Source organism: Natrinema marinum, from assembly GCF_024296685.1.
Classification (GTDB): domain Archaea; phylum Halobacteriota; class Halobacteria; order Halobacteriales; family Natrialbaceae; genus Natrinema; species Natrinema marinum.
On record NZ_CP100763.1, the window covers coordinates 1,302,225 to 1,324,663 of the forward strand.

At 65.7% G+C, this 22,439-nt stretch carries 21 protein-coding genes and 1 pseudogene; 13 read left to right on the plus strand and 9 right to left on the minus strand.

The genetic code is table 11. The features are described from left to right. Positions 1–69: 69 nt before the first annotated feature. Positions 70–804 carry an MBL fold metallo-hydrolase gene (locus NKH51_RS06430; protein WP_254764419.1) on the minus strand — a complete coding sequence of 245 codons (735 nt, stop codon included), beginning with the start codon at positions 802–804 and terminating at the stop codon, positions 70–72. A 241-nt stretch (positions 805–1,045) separates the two neighbouring features. Here NKH51_RS06430 and NKH51_RS06435 point away from each other — a divergent pair, with 241 nt between their 5' ends. Together NKH51_RS06435 and NKH51_RS06440 are read left to right on the plus strand one after the other, a co-directional pair. Continuing rightward, positions 1,046–1,306: a hypothetical protein gene (locus tag NKH51_RS06435; protein WP_254764420.1), complete on the plus strand. Its 261-nt coding sequence runs from the start codon at positions 1,046–1,048 to the stop codon at positions 1,304–1,306. A gap of 98 nt (positions 1,307–1,404) precedes the next feature. Continuing rightward, the gene (locus NKH51_RS06440) at positions 1,405–2,214 is read left to right on the plus strand and encodes an Nmad3 family putative nucleotide modification protein (RefSeq protein ID WP_254764421.1); all 810 of its coding nucleotides are present in this window, start codon (positions 1,405–1,407) and stop codon (positions 2,212–2,214) included. A gap of 7 nt (positions 2,215–2,221) precedes the next feature. Here NKH51_RS06440 and NKH51_RS06445 read toward each other — a convergent pair whose 3' ends face one another. After that, positions 2,222–2,569, minus strand: coding sequence for a DUF7344 domain-containing protein (locus tag NKH51_RS06445; RefSeq protein WP_254764422.1), 348 nt, complete (start codon positions 2,567–2,569; stop codon positions 2,222–2,224). Between the two features lie 166 nt (positions 2,570–2,735). Here NKH51_RS06445 and NKH51_RS06450 point away from each other — a divergent pair, with 166 nt between their 5' ends. The 3 genes from NKH51_RS06450 to NKH51_RS06460 all read left to right on the plus strand — a co-directional run bounded on the left by NKH51_RS06450 (position 2,736) and on the right by NKH51_RS06460 (position 5,271). Further along, a complete protein-coding gene (locus tag NKH51_RS06450; protein ID WP_254764423.1) occupies positions 2,736–3,635 on the plus strand; it encodes a sensor histidine kinase in 900 nt (299 codons plus the stop codon). A gap of 65 nt (positions 3,636–3,700) precedes the next feature. Then, positions 3,701–4,246 (plus strand): acyltransferase, encoded by a 546-nt coding sequence (locus NKH51_RS06455; protein WP_254765126.1) that lies wholly within the window; start codon positions 3,701–3,703, stop codon positions 4,244–4,246. A gap of 65 nt (positions 4,247–4,311) precedes the next feature. Then, positions 4,312–5,271 carry a DUF4013 domain-containing protein gene (locus NKH51_RS06460; RefSeq protein ID WP_254764424.1) on the plus strand — a complete coding sequence of 320 codons (960 nt, stop codon included), beginning with the start codon at positions 4,312–4,314 and terminating at the stop codon, positions 5,269–5,271. A 66-nt stretch (positions 5,272–5,337) separates the two neighbouring features. Here the strand turns inward: NKH51_RS06460 and NKH51_RS06465 are convergent, their stop codons facing one another. Beyond that, positions 5,338–6,507, minus strand: coding sequence for an NAD(P)/FAD-dependent oxidoreductase (locus tag NKH51_RS06465; RefSeq protein WP_254764425.1), 1,170 nt, complete (start codon positions 6,505–6,507; stop codon positions 5,338–5,340). 126 nt (positions 6,508–6,633) lie between these two features. Then, positions 6,634–7,554: an arginase gene (gene rocF / locus NKH51_RS06470; RefSeq protein WP_254764426.1), complete on the minus strand. Its 921-nt coding sequence runs from the start codon at positions 7,552–7,554 to the stop codon at positions 6,634–6,636. 95 nt (positions 7,555–7,649) lie between these two features. Between rocF and NKH51_RS06475 the strand changes: the two genes are divergently transcribed. After that, positions 7,650–8,330: a metal-dependent transcriptional regulator gene (locus tag NKH51_RS06475; RefSeq protein WP_254764427.1), complete on the plus strand. Its 681-nt coding sequence runs from the start codon at positions 7,650–7,652 to the stop codon at positions 8,328–8,330. Between the two features lie 175 nt (positions 8,331–8,505). Then, on the plus strand, positions 8,506–9,039 hold the full coding sequence (locus NKH51_RS06480; RefSeq protein WP_254764428.1) for an Rrf2 family transcriptional regulator: 534 nt from the start codon (positions 8,506–8,508) through the stop codon (positions 9,037–9,039). A gap of 110 nt (positions 9,040–9,149) precedes the next feature. On the opposite strand, the gene gyrA is transcribed toward NKH51_RS06480, so the two are convergent. The 4 genes from gyrA to psmA all read right to left on the minus strand — a co-directional run bounded on the left by gyrA (position 9,150) and on the right by psmA (position 15,142). Beyond that, a complete protein-coding gene (gyrA, locus tag NKH51_RS06485; RefSeq protein WP_254764429.1) occupies positions 9,150–11,633 on the minus strand; it encodes a DNA gyrase subunit A in 2,484 nt (827 codons plus the stop codon). 13 nt (positions 11,634–11,646) lie between these two features. Beyond that, positions 11,647–13,581 carry a DNA topoisomerase (ATP-hydrolyzing) subunit B gene (gene gyrB / locus NKH51_RS06490; RefSeq protein ID WP_254764430.1) on the minus strand — a complete coding sequence of 645 codons (1,935 nt, stop codon included), beginning with the start codon at positions 13,579–13,581 and terminating at the stop codon, positions 11,647–11,649. 111 nt (positions 13,582–13,692) lie between these two features. Beyond that, a complete protein-coding gene (gene psmB, locus NKH51_RS06495) occupies positions 13,693–14,409 on the minus strand; it encodes an archaeal proteasome endopeptidase complex subunit beta (protein WP_254764431.1) in 717 nt (238 codons plus the stop codon). Then, positions 14,402–15,142 (minus strand): archaeal proteasome endopeptidase complex subunit alpha, encoded by a 741-nt coding sequence (gene psmA, locus NKH51_RS06500; protein WP_254764432.1) that lies wholly within the window; start codon positions 15,140–15,142, stop codon positions 14,402–14,404. The genes psmB and psmA overlap by 8 nt, the downstream gene beginning before the upstream one ends. 145 nt (positions 15,143–15,287) lie before the next feature. Here psmA and NKH51_RS06505 point away from each other — a divergent pair. The 6 genes and pseudogenes from NKH51_RS06505 to NKH51_RS06530 all read left to right on the plus strand — a co-directional run. Then, positions 15,288–15,467: pseudogene (locus NKH51_RS06505) on the plus strand (two pore domain potassium channel family protein); the annotation flags it as partial. Positions 15,468–15,508: 41 nt separating this feature from the next. Continuing rightward, complete coding sequence (locus NKH51_RS06510; protein ID WP_254764433.1) at positions 15,509–17,017, plus strand: dihydrolipoyl dehydrogenase; 1,509 nt, start codon at positions 15,509–15,511, stop codon at positions 17,015–17,017. Between the two features lie 102 nt (positions 17,018–17,119). Further along, entirely contained in the window at positions 17,120–17,476 is a 357-nt protein-coding gene (locus tag NKH51_RS06515) for a DsrE family protein (protein ID WP_254764434.1), read from the plus strand. 108 nt (positions 17,477–17,584) lie between these two features. After that, complete coding sequence (locus NKH51_RS06520) at positions 17,585–20,065, plus strand: DNA topoisomerase VI subunit B (RefSeq protein WP_254764435.1); 2,481 nt, start codon at positions 17,585–17,587, stop codon at positions 20,063–20,065. Next, a complete protein-coding gene (locus tag NKH51_RS06525; RefSeq protein WP_254764436.1) occupies positions 20,062–21,153 on the plus strand; it encodes a DNA topoisomerase IV subunit A in 1,092 nt (363 codons plus the stop codon). The genes NKH51_RS06520 and NKH51_RS06525 overlap by 4 nt, the downstream gene beginning before the upstream one ends. Positions 21,154–21,376: 223 nt before the next feature. Further along, a complete protein-coding gene (locus NKH51_RS06530) occupies positions 21,377–21,682 on the plus strand; it encodes a hypothetical protein (protein ID WP_254764437.1) in 306 nt (101 codons plus the stop codon). Between the two features lie 26 nt (positions 21,683–21,708). Here NKH51_RS06530 and NKH51_RS06535 read toward each other — a convergent pair whose 3' ends face one another. After that, on the minus strand, positions 21,709–22,413 hold the full coding sequence (locus NKH51_RS06535) for an MBL fold metallo-hydrolase (RefSeq protein WP_254764438.1): 705 nt from the start codon (positions 22,411–22,413) through the stop codon (positions 21,709–21,711). Positions 22,414–22,439: the final 26 nt, after the last annotated feature.

Sequence of the window (22,439 nt, forward strand, 5' to 3'; positions counted from 1 at the left end):
TTCTATGCCAGATCGGCCGAAAACGAATCACCGTGCTACCGGCTCCCATCGGAGGTCGCCGCGGTGGCGCTACTCGATCGAAACGGTCCGAAGGTCCTCGGCGAATCGCACGTCGCCGTCGTAGTGCTCGCCGATCGACTCGAGCATCTCGTCGTGGCGGCCGTCGGTGTGTGGATAGAGATGGGTAAGATAGACCCGGCCGATCTCCCGGCCGGCGAGTTCCCGGCCGAGCGCGTCGGGCGTGGGGTGGTTCGAGACATCGACATCGTCGGGGAACGAGCAGTCGTGAGCGAGGACCGCCGACCCCTCGGCGAAGTTCGCCAGCCCTGCGAAGGCCTCGCTGTCGCCGCTGAACGTGAACAGATCGCCGAACCGGTAGGCCAGACAGGGCACCGAGTGGCGAGTCTCGTAGGCCGAGACGTCGAACCCAGCGACGGAGAACTCGCCGGGAACGACCTCCCTGACCTGCAACTCGAGTTTCTCCTGTAAGTACTCGTAAACGTCGAGCAGGTCGTCGACCAGCGCCTTGGTCCCCTGGGGACCGACGATCTCGAGGTGTTCCCCGCCGGCGAGCCACCGGGCTTTCAGCAGCGGGAGCAGGTCGGCCACGTGGTCCAAGTGGTGGTGAGTCAGGAGGATCGTCGAGACGTTCTCGTAGCCGACGCCGGACTGCTGTAGGCGCTGAAGCGCGCCGGCCCCGCAGTCGACCAGCAGCGTCCGTCCGCCCTCTTGAACCAGGATTCCCGCCTGAAACCGTTCGCCGGTCGGCATGGCACTGCCCGTACCCAGAAAAGTCACTCGCATACGCGGACGTGGAACGGCCGCCCCGATAAGGGTACCTCTCGCGTCTCTCCGGGGCAGATCCACGAACGGACGAGCGTCACGGGCCGGCAGAAACCTTCAAGCGGCTGGACTCACCATCGTGGAGTACCGTTTCGATGGCATCGCACACGATCGACCCCGAGAGAGTCAGCCGCCGGGACGGCGAGGTCAACCTCGCCCCGACGCCGTCCGCGCTCGATCCTGCCGGCCGGCCGGTGACCGAATGATCGGGCGCCTCGAGAACTCGCTCCCGCCCGCGGTCACGAAGTCGACGCTGTATCGCGTCGTCGGCTGGCTGTTTCGAGCGTACGTCGCGAGCCTGGTGATACTGGGCGTCTACAGTCTCCTCTGGGTGCTCGAGCTTGCGGGCGTCCTCCCAGGGCGGTGGCTGTCGACGGCCTGGATCGGGATCGCCGCAATGGGGTCGATCTTCCTCATCTTGCTCGCCCCGCTGTACTACGCCGCTCGGTCGACGGATCGGTGACGGCCTCGATCTTATACGAGTGATTCGCTCTCGAGGCCGGCCCCGTATCGGCGGGTTTATCGCCTTCTCGTCCCGAACAGCGCGTAGGCTGAGACACGATGACTGTCGTTCTCGCCGGCGTCGGGGCGGACAGCACGAACGTGGGCGCGCTGGCACCGCTGTACGACGACGGACGCTTCGAGTACGTGCCGATTCCGGAGAAAACCCAGGAGACGGGCGAAACCGAGAGCCTCGGCTCGTGGGAGCTGCGGGCTGGCGACGGCGTCGCCGCGGACCTGACGACCCGCATCACCCCCCAGCCGGTCCACGACGGGACCGAGACCGTCACCGGCGACGCCCTCGCGTCCTGGCCCCTGCATCACGACCCGAACTTCGAGGCGCTGACCTACGGCGAACACCGGACCAGCGGCTACGTCTCGCGGCTGCGCGCGCTCGAGTCGGGCGATGTCGTCGGCTTCTACGCCGGCCTGCGCCGGCCCGGCGGCGACCGCGCCCACCGCTACCTGATCGGCTACTTCACCGTCGACGACGTGGTCGTCGTCGGCCCCGAAACGCCCCCCGACGAACGGGCGGCGATCCTCGCGGCCCACCCGGAAAACGCCCACGCGAAACGGGCACGGGACGGCGACCTCTACCTCGAGAAGCCGGTCGTGATCGTCGACGGCCGCGAACCCGGCGGACTGTTCGAGCGGGATCCGATCCGGCTCAGCGACTACTACGTCAAAGCTGGCAACGAGCGGCCGCAGTACTACCTGCGAGAGGAGATCGAATCGGCCTGGAACGTCCGAGCCGGCGGCGAGAACATGATGTTCAAGCCAGCGTACCGCTGTGCACTCTCGGGTCCCGAGTTTCGGGACCTGGTCGGCGTTCCGGGCGAGCGGGCAGCGGACGGCACGAACGTGGCGTAGCGATGTGTTAGCGGGAGTCCGTCCGCTCGAAGCGTTGGACGATCGGCGCGACCTCCTCGAAGTTTGGTCCAGTCTCGACTTGGCTTTCGGCGCTGTCGTACTCGACGACACCGTGTTCGTCGAGTCTTGGAAGGTGGTCGTGGTGTAACTCGATCGTGACCGTCCGCGGGCCCTCTGCTGCCTCGAGATCGGCGAAATCGATCCCGCGTTCGATCGCCGCGAGGTGGTGGCCCAGATCACGAGTGGTCGTCCTTCCGACCGTTCGGAGCCTGGAGAGGGTCCGTCGCCGCGTCTCGCTTGCGAGGAGGAACGCAATCGTGCTGAACTCGAGGGTCTCCGTCCGGGATCGTGACATGGCTGACCGTCAGCCGTCGACCGGTACGACTGTACCGCCTAACTAGTTGGGCCATAACGCTCGACATACCCGCGTTCGAGGATCCAGTCGAGAACGGCATCTACCGCCGACCGCTCGCGTGCTGTGCCCCGAAGTTTGATGAGGGCCGGATTCCTCCCGCAATCAGGTGACGAGGGTGATCGACAGATCTGTACTCGCACGATCACCGACTGCGATCGCCACTGGATACGCGGCGGTCGGCACGCTCTGGATTCTGGGTTCGGACGTGCTCGTCTACACCACCGTCGAAAACCTGGGGCTTGCCGTCTCCGTCGGGATCATCAAAGGCTGGCTGTTCGTCGCCGGTTCGTCGGTCGTTCTCTACGGGCTGGTATCGTACAGCCAACGGGACCTAGAGCGGACAAACGAGCGACTCGACCGGGCGCTCCAGCAGACGAGCATCCTCCAGCGGATCATCCGACACAACCTCCGCAACACCTGTAACATTATCCGCGGCAACGCCGAACTTCTCGCCGACGACGCGACCGATATCCGGACCGAACGCGTCGAGACGATCACCGATCAGACGGAACGGCTCGTCGAACTCAGCGAGAAAACCCATCTGCTTCGAGATATCGTCCTCGGGGACTCACACGGCCCACAGCGACTCGACCTCTCCAGACTGCTCGAACGACGTGTCGACACGGCTCGGCGCCAGTATCCCTCGGCGACGATCCGAACCGACGCTCCCGGCGGCGTCGTTCGCGAGACCGATCCGCGCCTCGAGACGGCCGTCGACGAACTCATAGAAAACGCGATCGAGCACGACGACACGGGCGAGCCGACCATCGAGGTGGCGATGGATGCAGCACCGGACGGCCCCGTGACGATCGCGGTCAGCGATACGGGGCCGGGGATCCCCGACATCGAGCGCACCGTCTTCGAGGAAGGCATCGAGACCCCGCTGTCCCATTCGGAGGGCGTCGGCCTTTGGATCGCACAGACGATCGTCACGCAACTCGAGGGATCGATCGCGATCGAGGACAACGAGCCTCGGGGGACGAGAGTCGAGTTGACGATCCCGTAGTCGACCGCGACGCGACGGTTCCGCTTCGGTCGGTTTCATGTATGGATATCGCAAAGAGAGAGGCAGTGACCGCTTCCGACGATCCCACGCACCGCCACGACCGCGTCGAACGCCACGCGACGCCCGGGCCGCGCAACTCGCTTTCCCACTGGACGACCGCACGCCACCCCCTTCGGGTCGCGATCAACTACGTCGTCGTCTGGCTCGTCCGAATCTCCCCCAGCCTTCGGCTCAAACGCTGGCTGTTGCGCCGCATCGGCGTCACCGTCGGCGAGGGCGTCTCCTGGGGGCTCGAGGCCACGCCCGACGTCTTCTGGCCCGATCTGATCACCGTCCGAGCGGACGCGATCGTGGGGTACGACGCGACGATCCTCTGTCACGAGTTCCTGCAAGACGAGTACCGAACCGGCGAGGTCGTCGTCGGCGAGCGGGCGATGATCGGTGCCGGCGCGATCGTCTTACCGGGCGTCGAGATCGGTGCCGAGGCCAGTATCGCGGCGAACTCGCTGGTGACCCGCGACGTACCGCCGGGGGCGACGGTCGCGGGCGTCCCAGCCCGGTCGATGAGCGACGACAGCGATCACGGCGACGGCTCCGAGAGCGGCGAGTAGGATTCATACACCGCGCTCGTTCGTGGCAACATAACATATATGGACCAGCGACCGAATCCTCGGCTATGTCGTACTGTCACGATTGTGACGAGGGGTTCGAACGGGGGACGATCCTCTGCCCGGAGTGCGGATCGAAGCTCACCGAGGAGCCCGATGGCGTAGAAATGTCGTCGGGCTGGTCGAACGAGGACCCCGCCGAGGACGAGTCGACCGACTGGTCGATCCACGACTCGGACGCCGACACCGCGACGACGGACCGAAACTGGGGCGCCGAGCCGACGGGGGCGGACCGGAACGCGAGCGACCCGTCGGAGCCGATCTACCACGACTCGAGCCTGCTCGACTTCGTGATCACGTATCCCTTCGGACAGGGCGGGAAACCGATTATTATCAGTTCGCTGCTCTGGCTCGGGTCGATTTTCATCGTCCCCGCCATTTTCGCGTTCGGCTACGCCTATCGCGTCGGCCGCGCTGTGGCCCGCGGCGACCCCGACCTACCGGCGTTCGACGACTGGGTAGAGATCGGCAAGGACGGGTTAATCCTCTTTGGCCTCTATCTCCTCCTCTCGATCGTGCTCACCGCGGTGATGCTGGCGTTCGTGTTCGTTTCCGCCGTCGTGGACGATCCACTGCTCGTGTTTTCGATCGTCGGTGTCGGGCTCTTCCTGATGCTGGCCGCCAGCTACGTCTCGGGTGCAGTCGTCCCCGTGTTGCTCGGAACGGGAAGCCTCAAGAAGACCTTCTCCGACGGGCGCATTCTGGAGTTCGCGCTCTCGGTGCACTATCTCAAGGGCGTGCTGTTTTTCACCGCCTTCTGGGTCGGCATGTCCATCGTCGGCAACATTATTTCGATCTTCCTCATACTGTCGCTCGTCGGTATCATCCTCCTTCCCTTGCTAGCGATCGTTCCGGCGGCGTACGCCACCCTCTTTACGTTCGCCATGTGGGGCTACATCTACAACGAAGCGGCGGAAGCCGGCGACGTGACGCCTGTCGAGCCCGACGCGCCGCTCACGATGTCGTAGCACCTGCGCTCTCGGGTACGCGTATCCGCTTCGAAACACCGCCGAAAACAGGTGCCGAAACCGATTCTACAGCGACGACCAGGACTTGCGCGCCTCGTTCCACGAGGTGATGTCGGCGATCCAGCGGGCGGCGATCATCTTCTTCAAGTTCTGGGCCGGGAAGCCGCCGAAGGTGTCGACTGGCAGGGCGATGCCAAAGGCGGGCTTGACGCCGTGGGCGACGGCCTTCTCGCCGACGGAGATGACGGTCCCTTTGTCGTCGAACTCCCAGGTCTTGAGCGGACGGTTCTCGAGCGCGCGAGCGATGTTCTCGCCGGCGACCTCCGCGGCCTGCCAGGCGGCCTGTGCCGTCGGTGGCGCGGGCTGGTCGCCCTGGTCGATGATCGCGGAGTCGCCGATGGCGAACACGCGCTCGTCGGAGGTCTGGAAGTTCGCCTCGGCAGTGAGCCGGTTGTGCTCGTTCTCGAGGTCGGTGCCGTCGAAGGCGTCCCGACCCGTGATGCCGCCGGTCCAGACGAGCACGTCGTACTCGAGGGGGTCGCCCTCGTCGAACTCGATGGCCTCGTCGGTCGCCTCGGTGATCGGATCGTCCGTGTGAATGCGGACGCCGGCCTCCTCGAGGAGGTCGCGCAGGGCCTGCTGAATCTCTGGGTCGTTGCCGGGGAAGATCTCCTCGAGGGCCTCGACGAGGTGGATCTCGATGGGTGCGCGGTGGTTGTCGCGGAACTCCGCGATCTCGCCGGCGGTCTGGATGCCCGAGAGGCCGGCGCCGCCGATGACGACCTGCGCGGGGTCGCCGCGGGTCGCTTCCTGGCTGGCCTCGGTGACGGCCTCGTGAATCTCGAGGGCGTCGTCGAGACTTTTGAGGGTCAGCGACTGTTCCTCGAGGCCGGGGATGCCGTAGTAGGCGGTCTGGCTCCCCAACCCGACGAGGACGTAGTCGTACTCGACATCGTCGCCCTCTGCGAGTTCGACGACCTGCTCGTCGGTGTCGAGGCCGGTGACCTCGTCCTGGACGAACCGGGTCGACGGGTCCGCGATCCGATCGACCGGGAAGGTGATGTCCGATCGAACGTCGGGGTCCCGGATGACGCGGTGGGACTCGTGGAGCACGAGGTGATAGTCGACGTCAGCGATCCAGGTTAGCCGGGCGTTGCCCCCCAGTTCCGACTGGAGTTTGGCGATCGCACCGGTACCGGCGTACCCGGCACCCAGCACGACGACGTTCTCAGTCATACGCCACACTGGGAAACACTATGATACAAAGGTGTTGAAACGAGAATCCGCGTGTTCGGTGTTGCCACACCCCTACTTTCACTGCGTTCACACCTCTCGAGTCGCCGACTCGTCTCCCCCGTGCGGTCAGAGAATACGCTTCCCGAACGCGCTCGCGGTGAGTTCGGCCGCCAGCGTCGCCGTCTCGTTGGCCTCGTCCAAGATCGGGTTCACCTCGACCACGTCCATCGAGCGGAGGAAGCCCTCGCCCTCGTTGCGCCGGGATATGGTCTCGAGGGCGGCGTGAGCCTCCCGGTAGGTGACGCCGCCGCGGACGGGGGTCCCGACGCCGGGTGCCGCCTTTGGGTCGAGCCAGTCCAGATCGAGGCTGACGTGGACGCCGTCGGTGCCGTCGGTCGCCACCGCGAGGGCGTCCTCGACGACCGCCGACACTCCCCGCTTGTCGATGTCGGACATGGTGAATGCGGTCATCGCGCTGTCGCGGATGAGCGCGCGCTCGCGCTCGTCGATGCTCCGGAGACCGACGTAGGCGATCGACGACTCCCGAAGTCGGGGCGCGGGCGCCCACTCGAGGTCGCCGAACGCGCCGCGACCAAGGGCTGCGGCCAGCGGCATCCCGTGGACGTTGCCGCTGGGCGAGGTCTCCGGGGTGTTGCAGTCGGCGTGGGCGTCGAACCAGATCGCGCCAAGGTCAGCCGCGCGCGCCGAGCCGTTGAGCGACCCGATCGCGACCGAGTGATCGCCGCCCAGCACGAGCGGGAACTCGCCGTCGGCGAGCGTCGCGGCGACCCGATCGCTCACGCGGGTGCAGACCCCCTCGATCTCCCGGAGGAACTTCGCATTGGCGCCGATCGGCTGGTCGGCGTCGGGGTCTCGCTCTTCGGCCCGCGGCATCGAGATGTCGCCGTCGTCGATCGGCTCGACACCCGCTCGCTCGAGGCCGTCGGCCAGATCCGCGTAGCGGATCGCGGAGGGCCCCATGTCGACGCCACGGCGGTTCGCCCCGTAGTCCATCGGCGCGCCGATGATCCTGACGGTCCGTCCCATACGCCCCGTACGCCGTCGACCCGTTTGGTCGTGGCGGTCGGCCGGTTCGGCGCGTCGATAGCTTTAGGGGTAGACGACTCTAAATTCGCCACAGAATGATGCTGAGCGACGTGATGGAAGACTACCTCAAAGCCATCTACCAGCTCCAGCGCGAGACCGACGATCGGATCAAGACCTCCGAGATCGCCGACGAGCTGGACGTCACGTCGCCGACGGTCACCAGCATGCTCGACAAGCTCGAGGAGCGGGAACTCGTCGACCGCGAGAAGTATCGCGGGGTGACCCTGACCGACGAGGGCGAGACCGTCGCCCTCGAGATCGTCCGCCACCACCGGCTGCTCGAGGCCTACCTCACCGAACACTTAGATTACGACTGGTCGGAGGTTCACGCCGAGGCCGACCGGCTCGAACATCACATCAGCGAGAACTTCGAGGCCCGCGTCGCCGACGCCCTCGGCGAGCCGACGGTCGATCCCCACGGCTCGCCGATCCCCAGCGCCGACCTCGAGCCGCCGGAGCGCCCCGACGGCGAGGCCATCACCGAGTTCGAGGAAGGAACCGTCGTCACCGTCGCGGAGGTCGCCGACCGCGATCCCGAAGTGCTGTCGTATCTATCGGAGCACGGCGTCGAACCCGGCGTCGAACTCGAGATCCTCGAGATCGCCCCCTTCGGCATGGTGACGGCGCGCTCGAACGAAGCCGACGAGCCGGTGTCGCTTCCCGAATCCGTCGCCCACCACGTTCGGGTCGCACGGCCCGCAGAAGCGAAATCGTAATCGAAATCGGCACACGGGCCCGTACGAGTGGACGGATCGCGCGGTAAACGGACGCTCCGCTCTCCGCGACAGAACGTCACAAAGCGCCGACTCACACCCGGCTCGAGCGACACATTCCCGGCAGAACGTCCGCTCACCCGCCGGGTTTAAGGAACGCAACTACGAATATATCCCTATGTCATCCATCGAACTCACCCCCAGCCAGAAGAAGATACTCCGCGCGCTGACGAACCTCCACAAGGAGTCCGAGGACGCCATCAAAGGGGAGGACATCGCCGATCAGGTCGACCGTAATCCGGGGACGATCCGCAATCAGATGCAGAGTCTCAAAGCGCTCCAACTCGTAGAAGGGGTACCCGGTCCGAAAGGCGGGTACAAACCCACGGCCTCGGCCTACGAGGCCCTCGAGATCCAGCAGATGGACGAGCCCGCCGCGGTTCCCATGCAACACGAGGGCGAACCCGTCGACGACACCATCATCGAGGAGATCGACCTCTCGAGCGTCCACCACCCCGAACTCTGCCGCGCGGAGATCCACATTCAGGGGGCCCTCGGCGACATCCACGAGAACGACGCCGTCACCGTCGGCCCGACGCCGCTTTCGAAGCTCGTCATCGAAGGCACCGTCGACGGCAAAGACGATACGAACAACATCCTCATCCTGCGAATCGACGACATGATCGCACCGGCGGAAGAACCGGCACACTGACCGCGTCGCTCGCTCGTCTCTCGTCTTTCGACTCGCCGTTCTCGCTCTCGGCCGCGAAAAATCACTCGAGAGAGATGTCGCCGCTCGGCCGTCGAGTAGTCGCGACGACGCTACTCGGCCGTGTCGTCGTCGGCCGCGTCGGCCGCCGTCGCGGGAATCACGTCGACGCTCGCGACCGCGTCGTCCGCCTCGACCTCCATCACGATGACGCCCATCGTGTTTCGACCGACGGTCGAGATCTCGTCTACTCGCGTGCGAACGATCTGGCCGCGCTCGCTCATCAACACGAGCTGGTCGTCCGCCGCGACCGCCTTGACGGCAGTGACGGGGCCGTTTCGCTCGCCAGTTTTGATGTCGATCAACCCTTTGCCGTACCGGGACTGCGTGCGGTACTCAGAGAGTAGCGTCCGCTTTCCGTAGCCGTTTTCGGTGACAGTCAGGAGCGCGCGCTCGTCGGCCTCGTCGGTCGCGACCAGTCCGGCGACCGCGTCGCCGTCCTGAAGCTTGATGCCGTTGACGCCGCGTGCGTTCCGCCCCATCGCGCGGACCTCGTCTTCGTCGAAGCGGATCGTCATCCCGCCCTCGGTCGCGACGACGAGGTCCTGCGAGCCGTCGGTGACCTCCACGTCGACCAGTTCGTCCCCCTCCTCGAGATCGGCGGCGATGATCCCGGTCGAGAGGATGTTGTCGAACTCCTCGCCGGCGGTTCGCTTGACGTAGCCGTGACGAGTGGCCATCGTCACGAACTCATCGTCGCCGAAGGCGTCGGTGTCGACGATGGCCGTGATGTCCTCGCCGGGCTCGAGATCGAGGATGTTGACCGCGGACTTCCCGCGGGCGGTCCGGCCCATCTCGGGGATCTCGTAGGTCTTGAGGCGGTAGACCTCACCCTGATTGGTGAAACAGAGCAGGTAGTCGTGGGTGTTGGCCCGGAACACCGTCGCGACGCGGTCGTCCTCCTTGACGTCCGCGCCGATGATGCCTTTGCCGCCGCGACCCTGGGGGTCGAACGCGTCGATCGGCATCCGCTTGACGTAGTCGTCCTCGGTCATGACGACGAAGACCTCCTCCTCGGGGATGAGATCCTCGTGGGTGACCGTCCCCTGATCCTCGACGATCGAGGTCCGTCGCTCGTCGTCGTACTCGGCTTTGATCTCGCGGAGTTCCTCCTTGATGACCGCGAGCAGTTCCGACTCGCTCTCTAAGATCTCGGTGAGTCGTTCGATCTCGGCCTGGACCTCCTCGTACTCGTCTTCGATCTCGGCTGCCTCCATCGAGGTGAGGCTGCCCAGTTGCATCCGGACGATGTGGGTGGCCTGATCCTCCGAGAAATCGTAGGACTCCTGCAGCGCGGCTTTCGCGGCCGACCGATCCTCGCTGTTGCGGATCAACTCGACGACGTGCTCGGCGTTCTCGACGGCCGTCAGTCGACCCTCGAGGATGTGTGCTCGGTCCTCGGCCTCGGCGAGGTCGTACTCGCTGCGCCGCCGGACGACCTCGCGTCGGTGGGCGACGTACTCCTCTAAGGTCTCTCTGAGCGAGAGCACCTGGGGCTGGCCGTCGACCAGCGCGAGGTTGATGACGCCGAACGTTCGCTCGAGATGGTTCTCGAGCAGCTTGTTCTTGACGACCTCGACGTTCGCGCCGCGTTTGAGTTCGACGACGATGCGGACGCCGTCGCGGTCGGACTCGTCGCGCAGATCGGAGATCCCCTCGATCTCGCCCTCGTTGACGTCGTCGGCGATGCGTTCGACGAGGCGGGCCTTGTTGGCCTGATAGGGAAGTTCGGTGACGACGATCCGCTCGCGACCGTTCTTCCACTCCTCGACCTCGAACTCGGCCCGGACGCGAATGCGGCCGCGGCCGGTCTTGTACGCCGAGTAGATGGCGTCGCGACCGACGATGTTCGCGCCGGTCGGGAAGTCCGGTCCCTTGACGTGGTCCATCAGGTCCTCGACGGTCGCCTCGGGGTTGTCGATCAACTCGATCGTCGCGTCGATCACCTCGCCGAGATTGTGCGGCGGGATGTTCGTCGACATCCCGACCGCGATCCCCGAAGAGCCGTTGACGAGGAGGTTGGGAAACGCCGCCGGCAGCACGTCCGGTTCCTGCAGACGGTCGTCGTAGTTCGAGGAGAAGTCGACGGTGTCCTTCTCGATGTCCTCGAGTAACTCCTCGGCGACGGGGGCCATCCGCGCCTCCGTGTACCGGGGCGCGGCGGCCGGGTCGCCGTCCATCGAGCCGAAGTTCCCCTGCCCGTCGACCAGCGGATAGCGCATCGAGAAGTCCTGAGCCATCCGGACCAGGGTATCGTAGATTGCGCTGTCGCCGTGGGGGTGGTAGTCACCCATCGTCTCCCCGACGATCGAGGAGGACTTGCGGTGGCTGCTCCCGGAGGAGACGCCCATTTCGTGCATCGCATAGAGGATGCGCCGGTGGACGGGCTTGAGCCCGTCCCGGACGTCCGGTAGTGCGCGACCGGCGATGACGCTCATCGCGTAGTCGATGTAACTCTGCTCCATCTCGTCTTCGATACGGACGTTTTCGACCGCTCTGGCCTCTACGTCCGTCGGATCGGGTACGTCTGAACTCATGTGGCGATAAACTCTATATGTCGATCCACTCTGCTTCCGGCGCGTGGTCCTTGATGAACTGCTTGCGGGGTTCGACGGCGTCGCCCATCAGGACGGAGAACATCTTGTCCGCCGCGGCCGCATCCTCGATCGTGATCTGTTTGAGGATGCGGTTGTCGGGGTTCATCGTCGTCTCCCAGAGCTGTTCGGGGTTCATCTCGCCCAAGCCTTTGAACCGCTGGACCTGCGAGGGGTTGCCGTCGCACTTCTCGGCGACGATCTCGTCGCGTTCGGCGTCGGTCATTGCGTCGTAGGTCTCGCCGCGATAGCGGATGCGATAGAGCGGCGGCTGGGTCGCGTAGACGTAGCCCCCCTCGAGCAGCGGGCGCATGTGCCGATAGAAGAACGTCAACATGAGGGTACGGATGTGCGCGCCGTCGACGTCGGCGTCGGTCGCCATGATGATCTTCTTGTAGCGAACGTCTTCGACGTCGAACTCGTCGCCGATCCCCGCGCCGATGGCGGTGATCATGTTCCGGATCTCGTCGTTCTCGAGGATGCGATCGAGGCGGTGTTTCTCGACGTTCAGGATCTTCCCCTTGATCGGGAGGACGGCCTGGAATTCGGGGTTGCGTGCCTGTTTGGCGCTCCCGCCCGCGGAGTCACCCTCCGCGATGAACAGCTCTGCCTCCTCGGGGTCTTTGGTCTGACAGTCGGCGAGTTTGCCCGGCAGGGAGGTCGACTCGAGGGCGGACTTTCGACGCGTGAGTTCCTCGGCCTTCTGGGCGGCCATGCGGGCCTTGGCGGCCTCGACGGCTTTCATCACGATCGCCTGCGCGGTGTCGGGATGTTCCTCGAAGTACGTGCCGAGCCCCTCGTGCATGGCGCTCTCGACGATTCCCCGGACTTCGCTGTTGCCGAGTTTCGTCTTTGTCTGGCCCTCGAACTGCGGATCGGGGTGTTTGACCGAGATGACCGCCGTCAGCCCCTCGCGGATGTCCTCTCCTTTGAGGTTGTCCTCGAGGTCCGAGAGCAGGTCGTTCTCGTTCGCGTAATCGTTGACACAGCGGGTCAGCGCGGTCTTGAACCCGGTGAGGTGGGTGCCGCCCTCGCGGGTGTTGATGTTGTTCGCGAAGGCGTGGATCGACCCCTGGAGTTCCTCGGTGGCCTGCATCGCCACCTCGACCTGGATGTTCTGGTCTTCGTCTTCGAAATAGATGACCTCCTCGTGCATCGCCGAGCGCGTCTCGTTTAGATACTCGACGAACTCGCGGATGCCGCCCTGATACTCGTAGGTGTCGGTGACCGGACCGTCTCCGTCGCCCGCCTCCTGGCGCTCGTCGCGAAGCGTGATGCGGACGCCGGAGTTGAGGAAGGCCAGTTCGCGAAGCCGGTTCGACAGCGTCGAGAAGGCGAACTCGTCGGTCTCGAAGATGTCGGTGTCGGGCCAGAACTGGATCTCGGTGCCCGTCTCCTCGTCGGGTTCCATATCGCGGACCCGCTCCATGTCGCCGACGGGTTCGCCCGCTTCGAAGGCGTGGCGAAAGACGCCACCGTCGCGTTTGACCTCCGCCTCGAGTCGCATGGAGAGCGCGTTGACGACCGAGACGCCGACGCCGTGGAGGCCGCCGGAGACCTGGTACGACTTGTTGTCGAACTTGCCGCCGGCGTGGAGGACCGTGAGGATGACCTCGAGTGCAGGGCGGTCGTACTCCTCGTGGGTATCGACGGGGATGCCGCGACCGTCGTCCTCGACGGTGATCGAGCCGTCCTCGTTGATCGAGACGGTGATCTCGTCGCAGTAACCGGCCAGTGCCTCGTCGATCGAGTTGTCCACCACTTCGTAGACCAGATGGTGGAGTCCTCGAGAATCGGTAGAGCCGATGTACATCGCCGGCCGCTTTCGCACAGCCTCCAGGCCTTCTAAGACCTGAATCTGTCCGGCGCCGTACTCGCTTTCCTGGGACATGTAAAACCTGCTTTCGGATAGCAGTCCGCCCCTAATAAAAGTCACGTGTACGCGCGCGAGCGCGAACCGAAACCATCCGTTTCCGTCTCGAGAGCGAAGTCGGTGTCGGGCCTACAGCAGTTCGTCGAACGACTCGTGGCCCTGAATATCGACGCCCTCGTCGGTGACCTCGGCGAGAAAGACGCCATTACCGGAGCCGGTGTCGCGCTCGACGGCGCTCTTGACGGCGCGGGCCGCTGCCGATCGTGCGTCCGCGAGCGAAAGGTCGTCTTCGTACTCGTTCTCGAGGACGCCGTAGGCCAACTGCATCCCGGAGCCGGTGACGGTGTAGTCGTCACCCATGACGCCGCCGGCGGGGTCGATGCTGTAGACGTGGCTGCCCTCGGCGTCGACGCCGCCCAGAATCGGGTTGATCGCACGGAACGGGCCGCCGCGAGCGAAGTTACCCGCGAGCGTCGCGAGCGCGTCGATGCTCATGGTCTCGCCGCGGCGAGACTCGTAGAGGTTGGCCTCGGCGCGCAGCGTCTGGATGAACGACTGAGCGCCGCCGACGCTGCCCACGAGCGTTAACGCGGCGGTCGGGTGGATCTGTTCGACCTTCTGGACGTTCTTGTTCGAGACGAATCGGCCGCCGAGGCTGGCGCGCATGTCCGTCGCGATGATCACGCCCTCGTCGGTCGTGATACCGACGGTGGTCGTCCCGGTCTTGTTCACGGTGTCGCCACCCTCGCCGGCGTTCGGGCTGCCGTCGGGAAGCGAACCCAACTCGGGCTCGTACGGCGACGGGTCGCCGGTACCCCGCGGGGTCTGCGCGTTCCAGTTACTCATCGCTCTCCTCCGTGTCGATTTCGGCGATGATCGACTCGAGGCGATCCTCCTCGACCGAGCGGAACGACTCGTCGTCGGTCGTGACCGTCGCGACGTCGACATCCGCGGCGTCGACGACGCCGTCCTCGGGCTCGCTGAGCGCGCGGACGGCGAGTTCGATCCCGCCGTCGATATCGAGGTCCTCGCGGTAGTGTTCCTCGAGGTAGCCCTGGATGGTATCGCGGTCGCCGCCGACGGCGGCCGCCTGCCACTCGTAGTCCGTCCCGGAGGGGTCGGTCTCGAAGAGGCGGGGCTCGCCGTCCTCGACGCCGCCGACGAGCAGGGCGACGCCGAACGGGCGCGCGCCGCCAGTTTGGGTGTACTCCTGAATGTGATCGGTGACCGCACGCGTCAGCGTCTCGACGCCGATATCCTGCCCGTAGCGGAGCTGCTCGCCCTGTGCGCGACGGCGGGCGAGGTCGATCAGCTGGCGCGCGTCGGCGACGTGGCCCGCGCTGGCGATCCCGACGTGATCGTCGGCCTTGTGAATCTTCTCGACGCTCGAGCGCTCCATGAGCGGCGAACTCACCTGCCGGTTCGCCGCGAGGACGACGCCGTCGGGCGTCCGGAGACCGACGCTTGCGGTCCCGCGCTTGACGGCCTCGCGGGCGTACTCGACCTGGTAGAGGCGTCCGTCGGGGGAGAAGATGGTGATCCCCCGGTCGTAGGCCTGCTGCTGGGATTGTCCTTGCATTTGATCTTCACCTGTGGTAAGGGATAGAAATATATAGGCCTTCTTCTGAAGGCAACGTCGTCTGGCTGTCGCGGTCGGGCTCGCAGGCGACCGATTCGAGAGGCCCGACTCAGTGCGAGCGAGCACCCAACGCGTCCCGCGGCGACCGCGGACGTGCTGGCCGAGGTCGTCGAAGCTCGAGCAGCTCCGCGAGGACGACATCCCGACCGTCTTCGGTCGGGAGTTCGCGGAGGCTCTCTCCCTCTCAGAGCTGACCGACCGCCGGAAGCGCCTGCTCGGCGTCGTCCAGGCCGACGCGTGGGAGTGGCGGCCGCTCGAGGAGTGAGCCGGGCCGAGGTTCTTTGCGCTCCGTCCCGTCGAACGCCCATGGAGGAGTACGACTTCCTCGTCATCGGCTCCGGGTCCGGGCTCGACGTGGCGAACGCGGCGGCCACGCAGGGACTCTCGGTCGCGGTCGTCGAGAAGGGGCGTCTCGGCGGCACCTGCCTCAACCGCGGCTGTATTCCCTCGAAGCAGTTGCTCTATCACGCGCACGTGAAGGAAACGATCGATCAGGCCGGCGAGTTTCACATCGACGCGACGGTGAACGACGTGGCCTTTGCCGACATCGTCCGCGAGGTCACCGAGGACGTCCACGGCAGTTCGGACTCGATCCAGCGCGGCCTCCACGCGTCGGACGCGATAGACCTGTACGACGCTGAGGCCCGATTCGTCGACGACCGGACGATCGAGCTCGCCGGAGGGAGAGCCGACGCCGAGCGCCTCCGCGCGGAGACCGTCCTCGTCGCGGCCGGAACGCGTCCGGCGGTTCCGACGATCGACGGCCTCGGAGACATCGAGTACCTCACCAGCACGGAGGCACTGCAACTCGAGACCCGACCGGACCACCTCGTCATCGTCGGCGGCGGCTACATCGCGGCCGAACTGGCGCAGTTCTTCGGCGCGTTCGGCAGCGAGATCTCGATCGTCGGCCGGCGGCCCCGGTTACTCCCCGACGCCGACGAGGAGGTCGCCGCCGAGTTCACCGAGCGGTACGCCGACCGGTACGACGTGTACACCGGCTACGAGGCCGCCAGCGTCTCGGCGACCGACGGCTCGATCTCCGTCGAAGCGCACCCCTTCACGTACGAGGACGAAAGCGATTCGGGGGTGGGCGTCGGTGAGACGAGCGCGGACGAGGAGCCCGTGACCGTCACCGGCGACGAACTGCTCGTCGCGGCCGGCCGCGTTCCGAACACCGACACGCTGAACGTCGACGCCGCGGGCATCGACACGGACGAGGACGGCTTCGTCGACACCGACGAGTACCTGCGGACGACCGCCGAGGGCGTCTGGGCGCTCGGCGACATCGTCGGCGAGTACCTGCTGAAACACAACGCCAACCACGAGGCACGAACCGTCGCGCGGAACCTGTTCGGCGAGGACCTCGAGCCGGTCGACTACTCCGCGATGCCATTCGCCGTCTTCGGCTCGCCGGAGGTCGCCGGCGTCGGACTGACCGAAGGGGAGTTGCGCGCGACCGACCGCGAGTACGCCACGCGCACCTACCGGTACGAGGAGACGGCCCGCGGGAGCGCGATGCACGCCGAAGGGGTCGTCAAGCCGCTCATCTCCCTCGAGGGGGAGATCCTCGGCTGTCACATCGTCGGTCCCGAGGCCTCGAACCTGATCCAGGAGGTCGTCGTCGCGATGACGGCCGGCTCCGGGACGGTCCACGACATCCGCGAGTCGGTCCACATCCACCCCGCGCTCTCGGAGGTCGTCCAGCGCGCGTTCTCCGGGCAGTTCACGCGCGGCGGTGGTCACGAGCACGGGCACGGTCATGGGCACGAGCACGATCACAGCCACGGCGGCGGTCGTGACCACGATCACTGATCGTCGCACCGTCTCGCCGATCACTCCCCGACCGCCGACTCTGCACGTGCGACACACGACCGGCGTCACCTCTTGTGATCCCGTCTCTCAGTGTCGTCCGTAATGGTAAACGCAGCAGTCGTCATTCTGGCAGGCACCGAGTCACACAGCGATCTCGGCCGACTCGTCAACGGCCTCGAGGCGGCAAAGGAGTTCGACGAGAACCCCGACGACGATCTCGAGTTGATCTTCGACGGAGCCGGGACACAGTGGGTCCCGGAACTCGAGGACGAAGACCACGACTACCACGACCTCTATCAGTCGCTCCGCGACGAGGCGGCCGTCTGTGACTACTGTTCGAACGCCTTCGGCGTCAGCGACGCGGTCGACGACACCGACGTCGTCGCCGTCGACGAGAACGAAGGACATCCGAGCATCCGCTCGTTAGTTGACGACGGCTACGAGATTATCACGTTCTGACGCGTCCGAGCAGGGTGAGATCCCTCGGTACGGCCAGCGATGGCCTCCGCATTCACTTTCACTTCGGTAGCGCACATCTTTTAGCCCCGCCGTTAGTACAGGGAGACGATGACGTCGTTCCAGTCGACACTCGGTGACGAGCCGGGGATCGCCGAGGAGCTGGCCGAAAGCCAGCAGTCGATCTCCATCGCCGAGTTCTTCGAAAAGAACAAGCACATGCTCGGCTTCGACAGCGGTGCTCGAGGCCTCGTCACGGCCGTCAAGGAGGCCGTCGACAACGCCTTAGACGCCGCCGAGGAAGCGGGCATCCTCCCGGATATCTACGTCGAGATTCAGGAAGCCGGCGACTACTACCGGCTGATCGTCGAGGACAACGGCCCCGGGCTGACGAAGGAATCGCTGCCGAAAGTCTTCGGGAAACTGCTCTACGGCTCTCGCTTTCACGCGCGCGAACAGTCTCGCGGCCAGCAGGGGATCGGAATCTCCGCGGCCGTCCTCTACTCGCAACTGACCAGCGGCAAACCCGCCAAGATCACCAGTCGAACCCAGGGCTCGAGCGAGGCGGAGTACTTCGAACTCATCGTCGACACCGACGAGAACGAGCCCGAGATCAGCGTCGAGGAGACGACCACCTGGGACCGCCCCCACGGGACGCGCATCGAACTCGAGATGGAGGCAAACATGCGCGCCCGCCAGCAGCTCCACGACTACATCAAGCACACAGCGGTCGTCAATCCCCACGCCCGCCTCGAGCTACGCGAGCCACAGGAACATTTCAAATTCGAGCGCGCGACCGACCAGCTTCCCGAGGAGACCGAGGAGATCCGGCCCCACCCCCACGGCGTCGAACTCGGCACCGTGATGAAGATGCTGGCGGCGACGGACTCCCAGACGGTCTCCGGCTTCGTCCAGGAGGAGTTCACCCGTGTCGGGAAGAAAACGGCCGATTCGATCATCGACGCGTTCCGCGACCGCCACTACGGCCGCGAGATGCGCTGGCGGCCGCCCGCCTCTCACGAGTCCGTCAACATCGAAGCCGCGGTCGAGGCCGCTACGGCGAACAAAGGCGCCGACGCGACCAGCGCATTCGCCGAGGCTATCGCCGAGGCAGTCGACGACCACGACCGCGTCGCCCACCACGAACTGCTCGCGGCCGTCGACGCGGCCGCCGACGACGTCGAAGCCGACCACGGAACGACGTTCGGCGACACCGTCCGCGAGAACGCCGTCGAGGCGGTCTGGCTCGAGCTGATCGACGCCGCCGATACGGAACTCGAGGCCGCCGCGGATGCGGCCGACGAGTCCGACGAAAACGCCGAGTCGCGGCTCACCGCCGACCTGTACGACCTCGCGGACGACGCGACGAGTACCCGCAAAGACGACGAGATTATCCACGCCTTCGCCGAGCGGCTCGCGGCCAAGTTCGAGGACGAACGCGAGGCCGAGAACGTCCGCCACCGGCTCACCCGAACGCGGCTCCGCGAGTTCGTCGACCGGGCGGCGGAGCTCACCGAGGAGTACGACGACGTCTCATTCGGCGAAACGGCACGCGAGAACGTCGTCGAGGCCGTCTGGGACGTGATGGCGACCGTCCCCGACGATCCGCCGCTCGTGCGCGAACTCAACGGCGACCGCGACGCCACCAGTAATCTCGTCGACGCCATGCGCGCGACCGACATCATGGCGCCGCCGACGCGGTGTCTCTCCCCCATCTCCGAAGACCTCATCACCGCCGGCCTCGAGAAGGAGTTCGACGCGGACTTCTTCGCCTCCGCGACCCGCGACGCCGGCGTCTCCGGCGGCGATCCGTTCATCGTCGAGGCCGGGATCGCCTACGGCGGCGACCTGCCAGCCGACGGCACCGGCGAAGTCATGCGCTTTGCGAACCGCGTCCCGCTGGTCTACCAGCGCGGGGCCTGCGCGACCACCGACGTGGTCAAGTCGATCGGCTGGCGCAACTACGGCCTCGACCAGCCCGGCGGTTCCGGGCTGCCGAACGGCCCTGTGGTGATCATGATTCACGTCGCCTCGACGAACGTTCCCTTCACCAGCGAGTCGAAAGACGCCGTCGCGAACGTCCCGGAGATCGAAGACGAGATCGAACTCGCCATCCGGGAGGCCGCCCGCGACCTCAAGAGCTATCTCAACAAGCGCCGGTCGATGCAACAGCGCCGAAAGAAACAGAACGTCCTCGGGAAGATCCTCCCGGAGATGGCCGAAAAAGTCGCCGAGGTCACCGGCCGCGACGAGCCCGATATCGGCGACGCGATCGCCCGCATCATGAACAACGTCCTCGTCGAACGGCAGGTCGAGGCAAACGGCGACGGCACGGCCGTCTCCGTCGTCGTCGAGAACAACTCGAGTACGAACGAGTCCCTCGAGATCACCGACATCGTCTCGGCGGAGCCGACGAGCCTCTCCGATGGCGCGACCGTCGTCGAGATGGACGGCGAGTGGTTCGTCAAGTGGGAGCCCGAGGTCGGCAGCGACGGCGAGGCCACCCTCGAGTACGAGGTACCGGACGACGCGACGTTCGATCTGGACGTCAAAGGCGTCGAGAGCGAGAAACTTACCGTCAGTGACCAATGAGCGCAGACGACAACCAACAGGCCAGAGAGCAGTTGATCGATCTCGCCGCGCAGTTTTACGACCAGTTCGAACTGGGCGAGATCCCCCACATGTCCGTGCCGACGCGGACGAAGAACAACATCGAGTACGACGAGGACAAAGAAGTCTGGGTTTACGGCGACCGCGAATCGACCCGGTCGGCCAACTCCGTCCGGGGGGCGCGCAAGCTCCTGAAGGCGGTCTACACCATCGACTTCCTCGCCGACCAACTCGAGGAGGATCGCTCCTCGACCCTGCGTGAACTCTACTACCTCTCGGAGAGTTGGGACAACAACGAGGCCCAGTTCTCGGATCAGGACGAGTCAAACAGCATGGTCGAGGACTTGGAGATCGTCTCGGGGGTCACCCGCGAGGACTTCCACATGCGCCCGGAGGAGTCCGGCGCGACGATCATGGGGCCGCTGCACCTGCGAGAGCAGACCCGCCGCGGCGAGCGCGAGATCCACTGTCAGGAAGACGTCGGCGAAGGTGGCTACCAGATCCCGAACAACCCCGACACGATCGACTTCCTCGACTGCGACGCCGACTTCATCCTCGCGGTGGAGACCGGCGGGATGCGCGACCGACTGGTCGAAAACGGCTTCGACGACGAGTACAACGCCCTGATCGTCCACCTCAAGGGCCAGCCCGCGCGGGCGACCCGGCGGATCACCAAGCGTCTGCACGACGAACTCGACCTCCCCGTCACAGTCTTTACCGACGGTGACCCCTGGTCGTACCGTATCTTCGGCTCCGTCGCGTACGGCTCGATCAAGTCCGCCCACCTCTCGGAGTACCTCGCGACCCCCGAAGCGCAGTTCATCGGCATCCAGCCCGCCGACATCGTCGAGTACGAACTGCCGACCGACCCGCTTTCGGACTCCGATATCAACGCCCTCGAGAGCGAACTCGAGGACCCGCGATTCCAGACCGACTACTGGGAAGAACAGATCGAACTGCAACTCGACATCGAGAAGAAGTCCGAACAGCAGTCACTGGCGTCTCACGGTCTCGACTTCGTGACGGACACCTATCTCCCTGAACGCCTCAGTGAGATGGGCGTCCTCTAGACGCCCGTCGACCCGTCGTTCAGGGAGATGGACCCCGAGCGGCTGGACGAGATGGGCGTCCTGTAGGCGGTCCGCGAGTCTCGTCCCGGTTCGAATTGCCTCTCGCTTTCCCGACTCGAGAGTACCGAACCCGATCGCCGTCTCGTGTCGTTCGGCGTCGCCCTGTGTCTGCAGGTGCAACCGGTTCCCGTCTGCGTCGACTCTCTCCGGCTAGATCGGTGACATGGCTGACGATACTGACGACAAACGGCCGATGCACAGCGAGCCGGACCAGGAGGCGATCGACGAGCCGACGACGTCCGGCGCGCAGGAGGCCGACGAGACCGCGTGGATGATGAAAGAGGGCGTCGCGGTCGGCCTCGTGTCCATCATCGCCGTCCTCATCCTCGCGCTGGGACTGATGCAGGCGACCGGCCTCGTCAACGTCCTCGCGCCGTTCACAGTGGGCGGGCTCCTCCCGTGGGCCGCGATCGGCGTCTTGGTCCTCCTCGCACTCGGCGCGTTCGCCTGGACTCGCGTCGGCGTTTGAGCGGTCGATGGGAGAGCGACAGGACGCTACTCGTCGAGGACGACCGGCACGTTCCGGCGGGCGACATCGACGACGAACGCGTCCGAATCGACCTCGATCGCCGCGAACGTATCGTAGTGGACCGGGAGGACGAGATCCGGCTCGAGGCGCGCAGCAAGCGCCGCCGCCTCGCGGCGATCCATGGTGAACGTGCCGCCGATCGGCGGGAAGAAGCAGTCGACCGGCAGGTCGTCGTGGACCGCCAGCACGTCGGTATCGCCCGGCCAGAACGCGGTGACCCCGTCGATCGTGACCCCGAAGCCACAGCCACGGCCCTCGGGGTGATAGGGCTCGCCGGGTTCGTCGGTGTGCGGGCCGTCGGGATCGTTGTACGCCGGCGTCGTATACAGGTCGAGCGGCCCGATGGCGAACGACTCGTCCGCGCCGACGCGTTCGACTTCGAACGCCAGGTCGTCGGGGTCCTCGTCGATCCCGTCGAGGTCGTTCGCGCGGATCGACTCGTGGACGACGATCAGCGCGTCGTCGCGAGCGACCCGTCGGATCGAGTCGGGATCGTAGTGGTGATCGTGGCTGACGAGCACCAGGTCGCCGTCGCGGGGTTCGAAGCCGTCCAGCACGCCGTAGCGTTCCGGGCCCGGATCGATGTAGACGACCGCGCCCGTCTGGCCCTCGAGTCGGAGGGTCGCGAGGCCGAACCAGTCGATGGTCAGCGCGTCGAAGGTGACGGTCATACGGGTCCTTTCTCGAGCGGGCCGAA

Coding starts and splice junctions, on each gene's coding strand:
- NKH51_RS06430 (WP_254764419.1), bottom strand. CDS start 804: ATGCGAGTGACTTTTCTGGGTACGGGCAGTGCCATGCCGACCGGCGAA.
- NKH51_RS06435 (WP_254764420.1), top strand. CDS start 1,046: ATGATCGGGCGCCTCGAGAACTCGCTCCCGCCCGCGGTCACGAAGTCG.
- NKH51_RS06440 (WP_254764421.1), top strand. CDS start 1,405: ATGACTGTCGTTCTCGCCGGCGTCGGGGCGGACAGCACGAACGTGGGC.
- NKH51_RS06445 (WP_254764422.1), bottom strand. CDS start 2,569: ATGTCACGATCCCGGACGGAGACCCTCGAGTTCAGCACGATTGCGTTC.
- NKH51_RS06460 (WP_254764424.1), top strand. CDS start 4,312: ATGTCGTACTGTCACGATTGTGACGAGGGGTTCGAACGGGGGACGATC.
- NKH51_RS06465 (WP_254764425.1), bottom strand. CDS start 6,507: ATGACTGAGAACGTCGTCGTGCTGGGTGCCGGGTACGCCGGTACCGGT.
- rocF (WP_254764426.1), bottom strand. CDS start 7,554: ATGGGACGGACCGTCAGGATCATCGGCGCGCCGATGGACTACGGGGCG.
- NKH51_RS06475 (WP_254764427.1), top strand. CDS start 7,650: ATGATGCTGAGCGACGTGATGGAAGACTACCTCAAAGCCATCTACCAG.
- NKH51_RS06480 (WP_254764428.1), top strand. CDS start 8,506: ATGTCATCCATCGAACTCACCCCCAGCCAGAAGAAGATACTCCGCGCG.
- gyrA (WP_254764429.1), bottom strand. CDS start 11,633: ATGAGTTCAGACGTACCCGATCCGACGGACGTAGAGGCCAGAGCGGTC.
- gyrB (WP_254764430.1), bottom strand. CDS start 13,581: ATGTCCCAGGAAAGCGAGTACGGCGCCGGACAGATTCAGGTCTTAGAA.
- psmB (WP_254764431.1), bottom strand. CDS start 14,409: ATGAGTAACTGGAACGCGCAGACCCCGCGGGGTACCGGCGACCCGTCG.
- psmA (WP_254764432.1), bottom strand. CDS start 15,142: ATGCAAGGACAATCCCAGCAGCAGGCCTACGACCGGGGGATCACCATC.
- NKH51_RS06510 (WP_254764433.1), top strand. CDS start 15,509: ATGGAGGAGTACGACTTCCTCGTCATCGGCTCCGGGTCCGGGCTCGAC.
- NKH51_RS06515 (WP_254764434.1), top strand. CDS start 17,120: ATGGTAAACGCAGCAGTCGTCATTCTGGCAGGCACCGAGTCACACAGC.
- NKH51_RS06520 (WP_254764435.1), top strand. CDS start 17,585: ATGACGTCGTTCCAGTCGACACTCGGTGACGAGCCGGGGATCGCCGAG.
- NKH51_RS06525 (WP_254764436.1), top strand. CDS start 20,062: ATGAGCGCAGACGACAACCAACAGGCCAGAGAGCAGTTGATCGATCTC.
- NKH51_RS06530 (WP_254764437.1), top strand. CDS start 21,377: ATGGCTGACGATACTGACGACAAACGGCCGATGCACAGCGAGCCGGAC.
- NKH51_RS06535 (WP_254764438.1), bottom strand. CDS start 22,413: ATGACCGTCACCTTCGACGCGCTGACCATCGACTGGTTCGGCCTCGCG.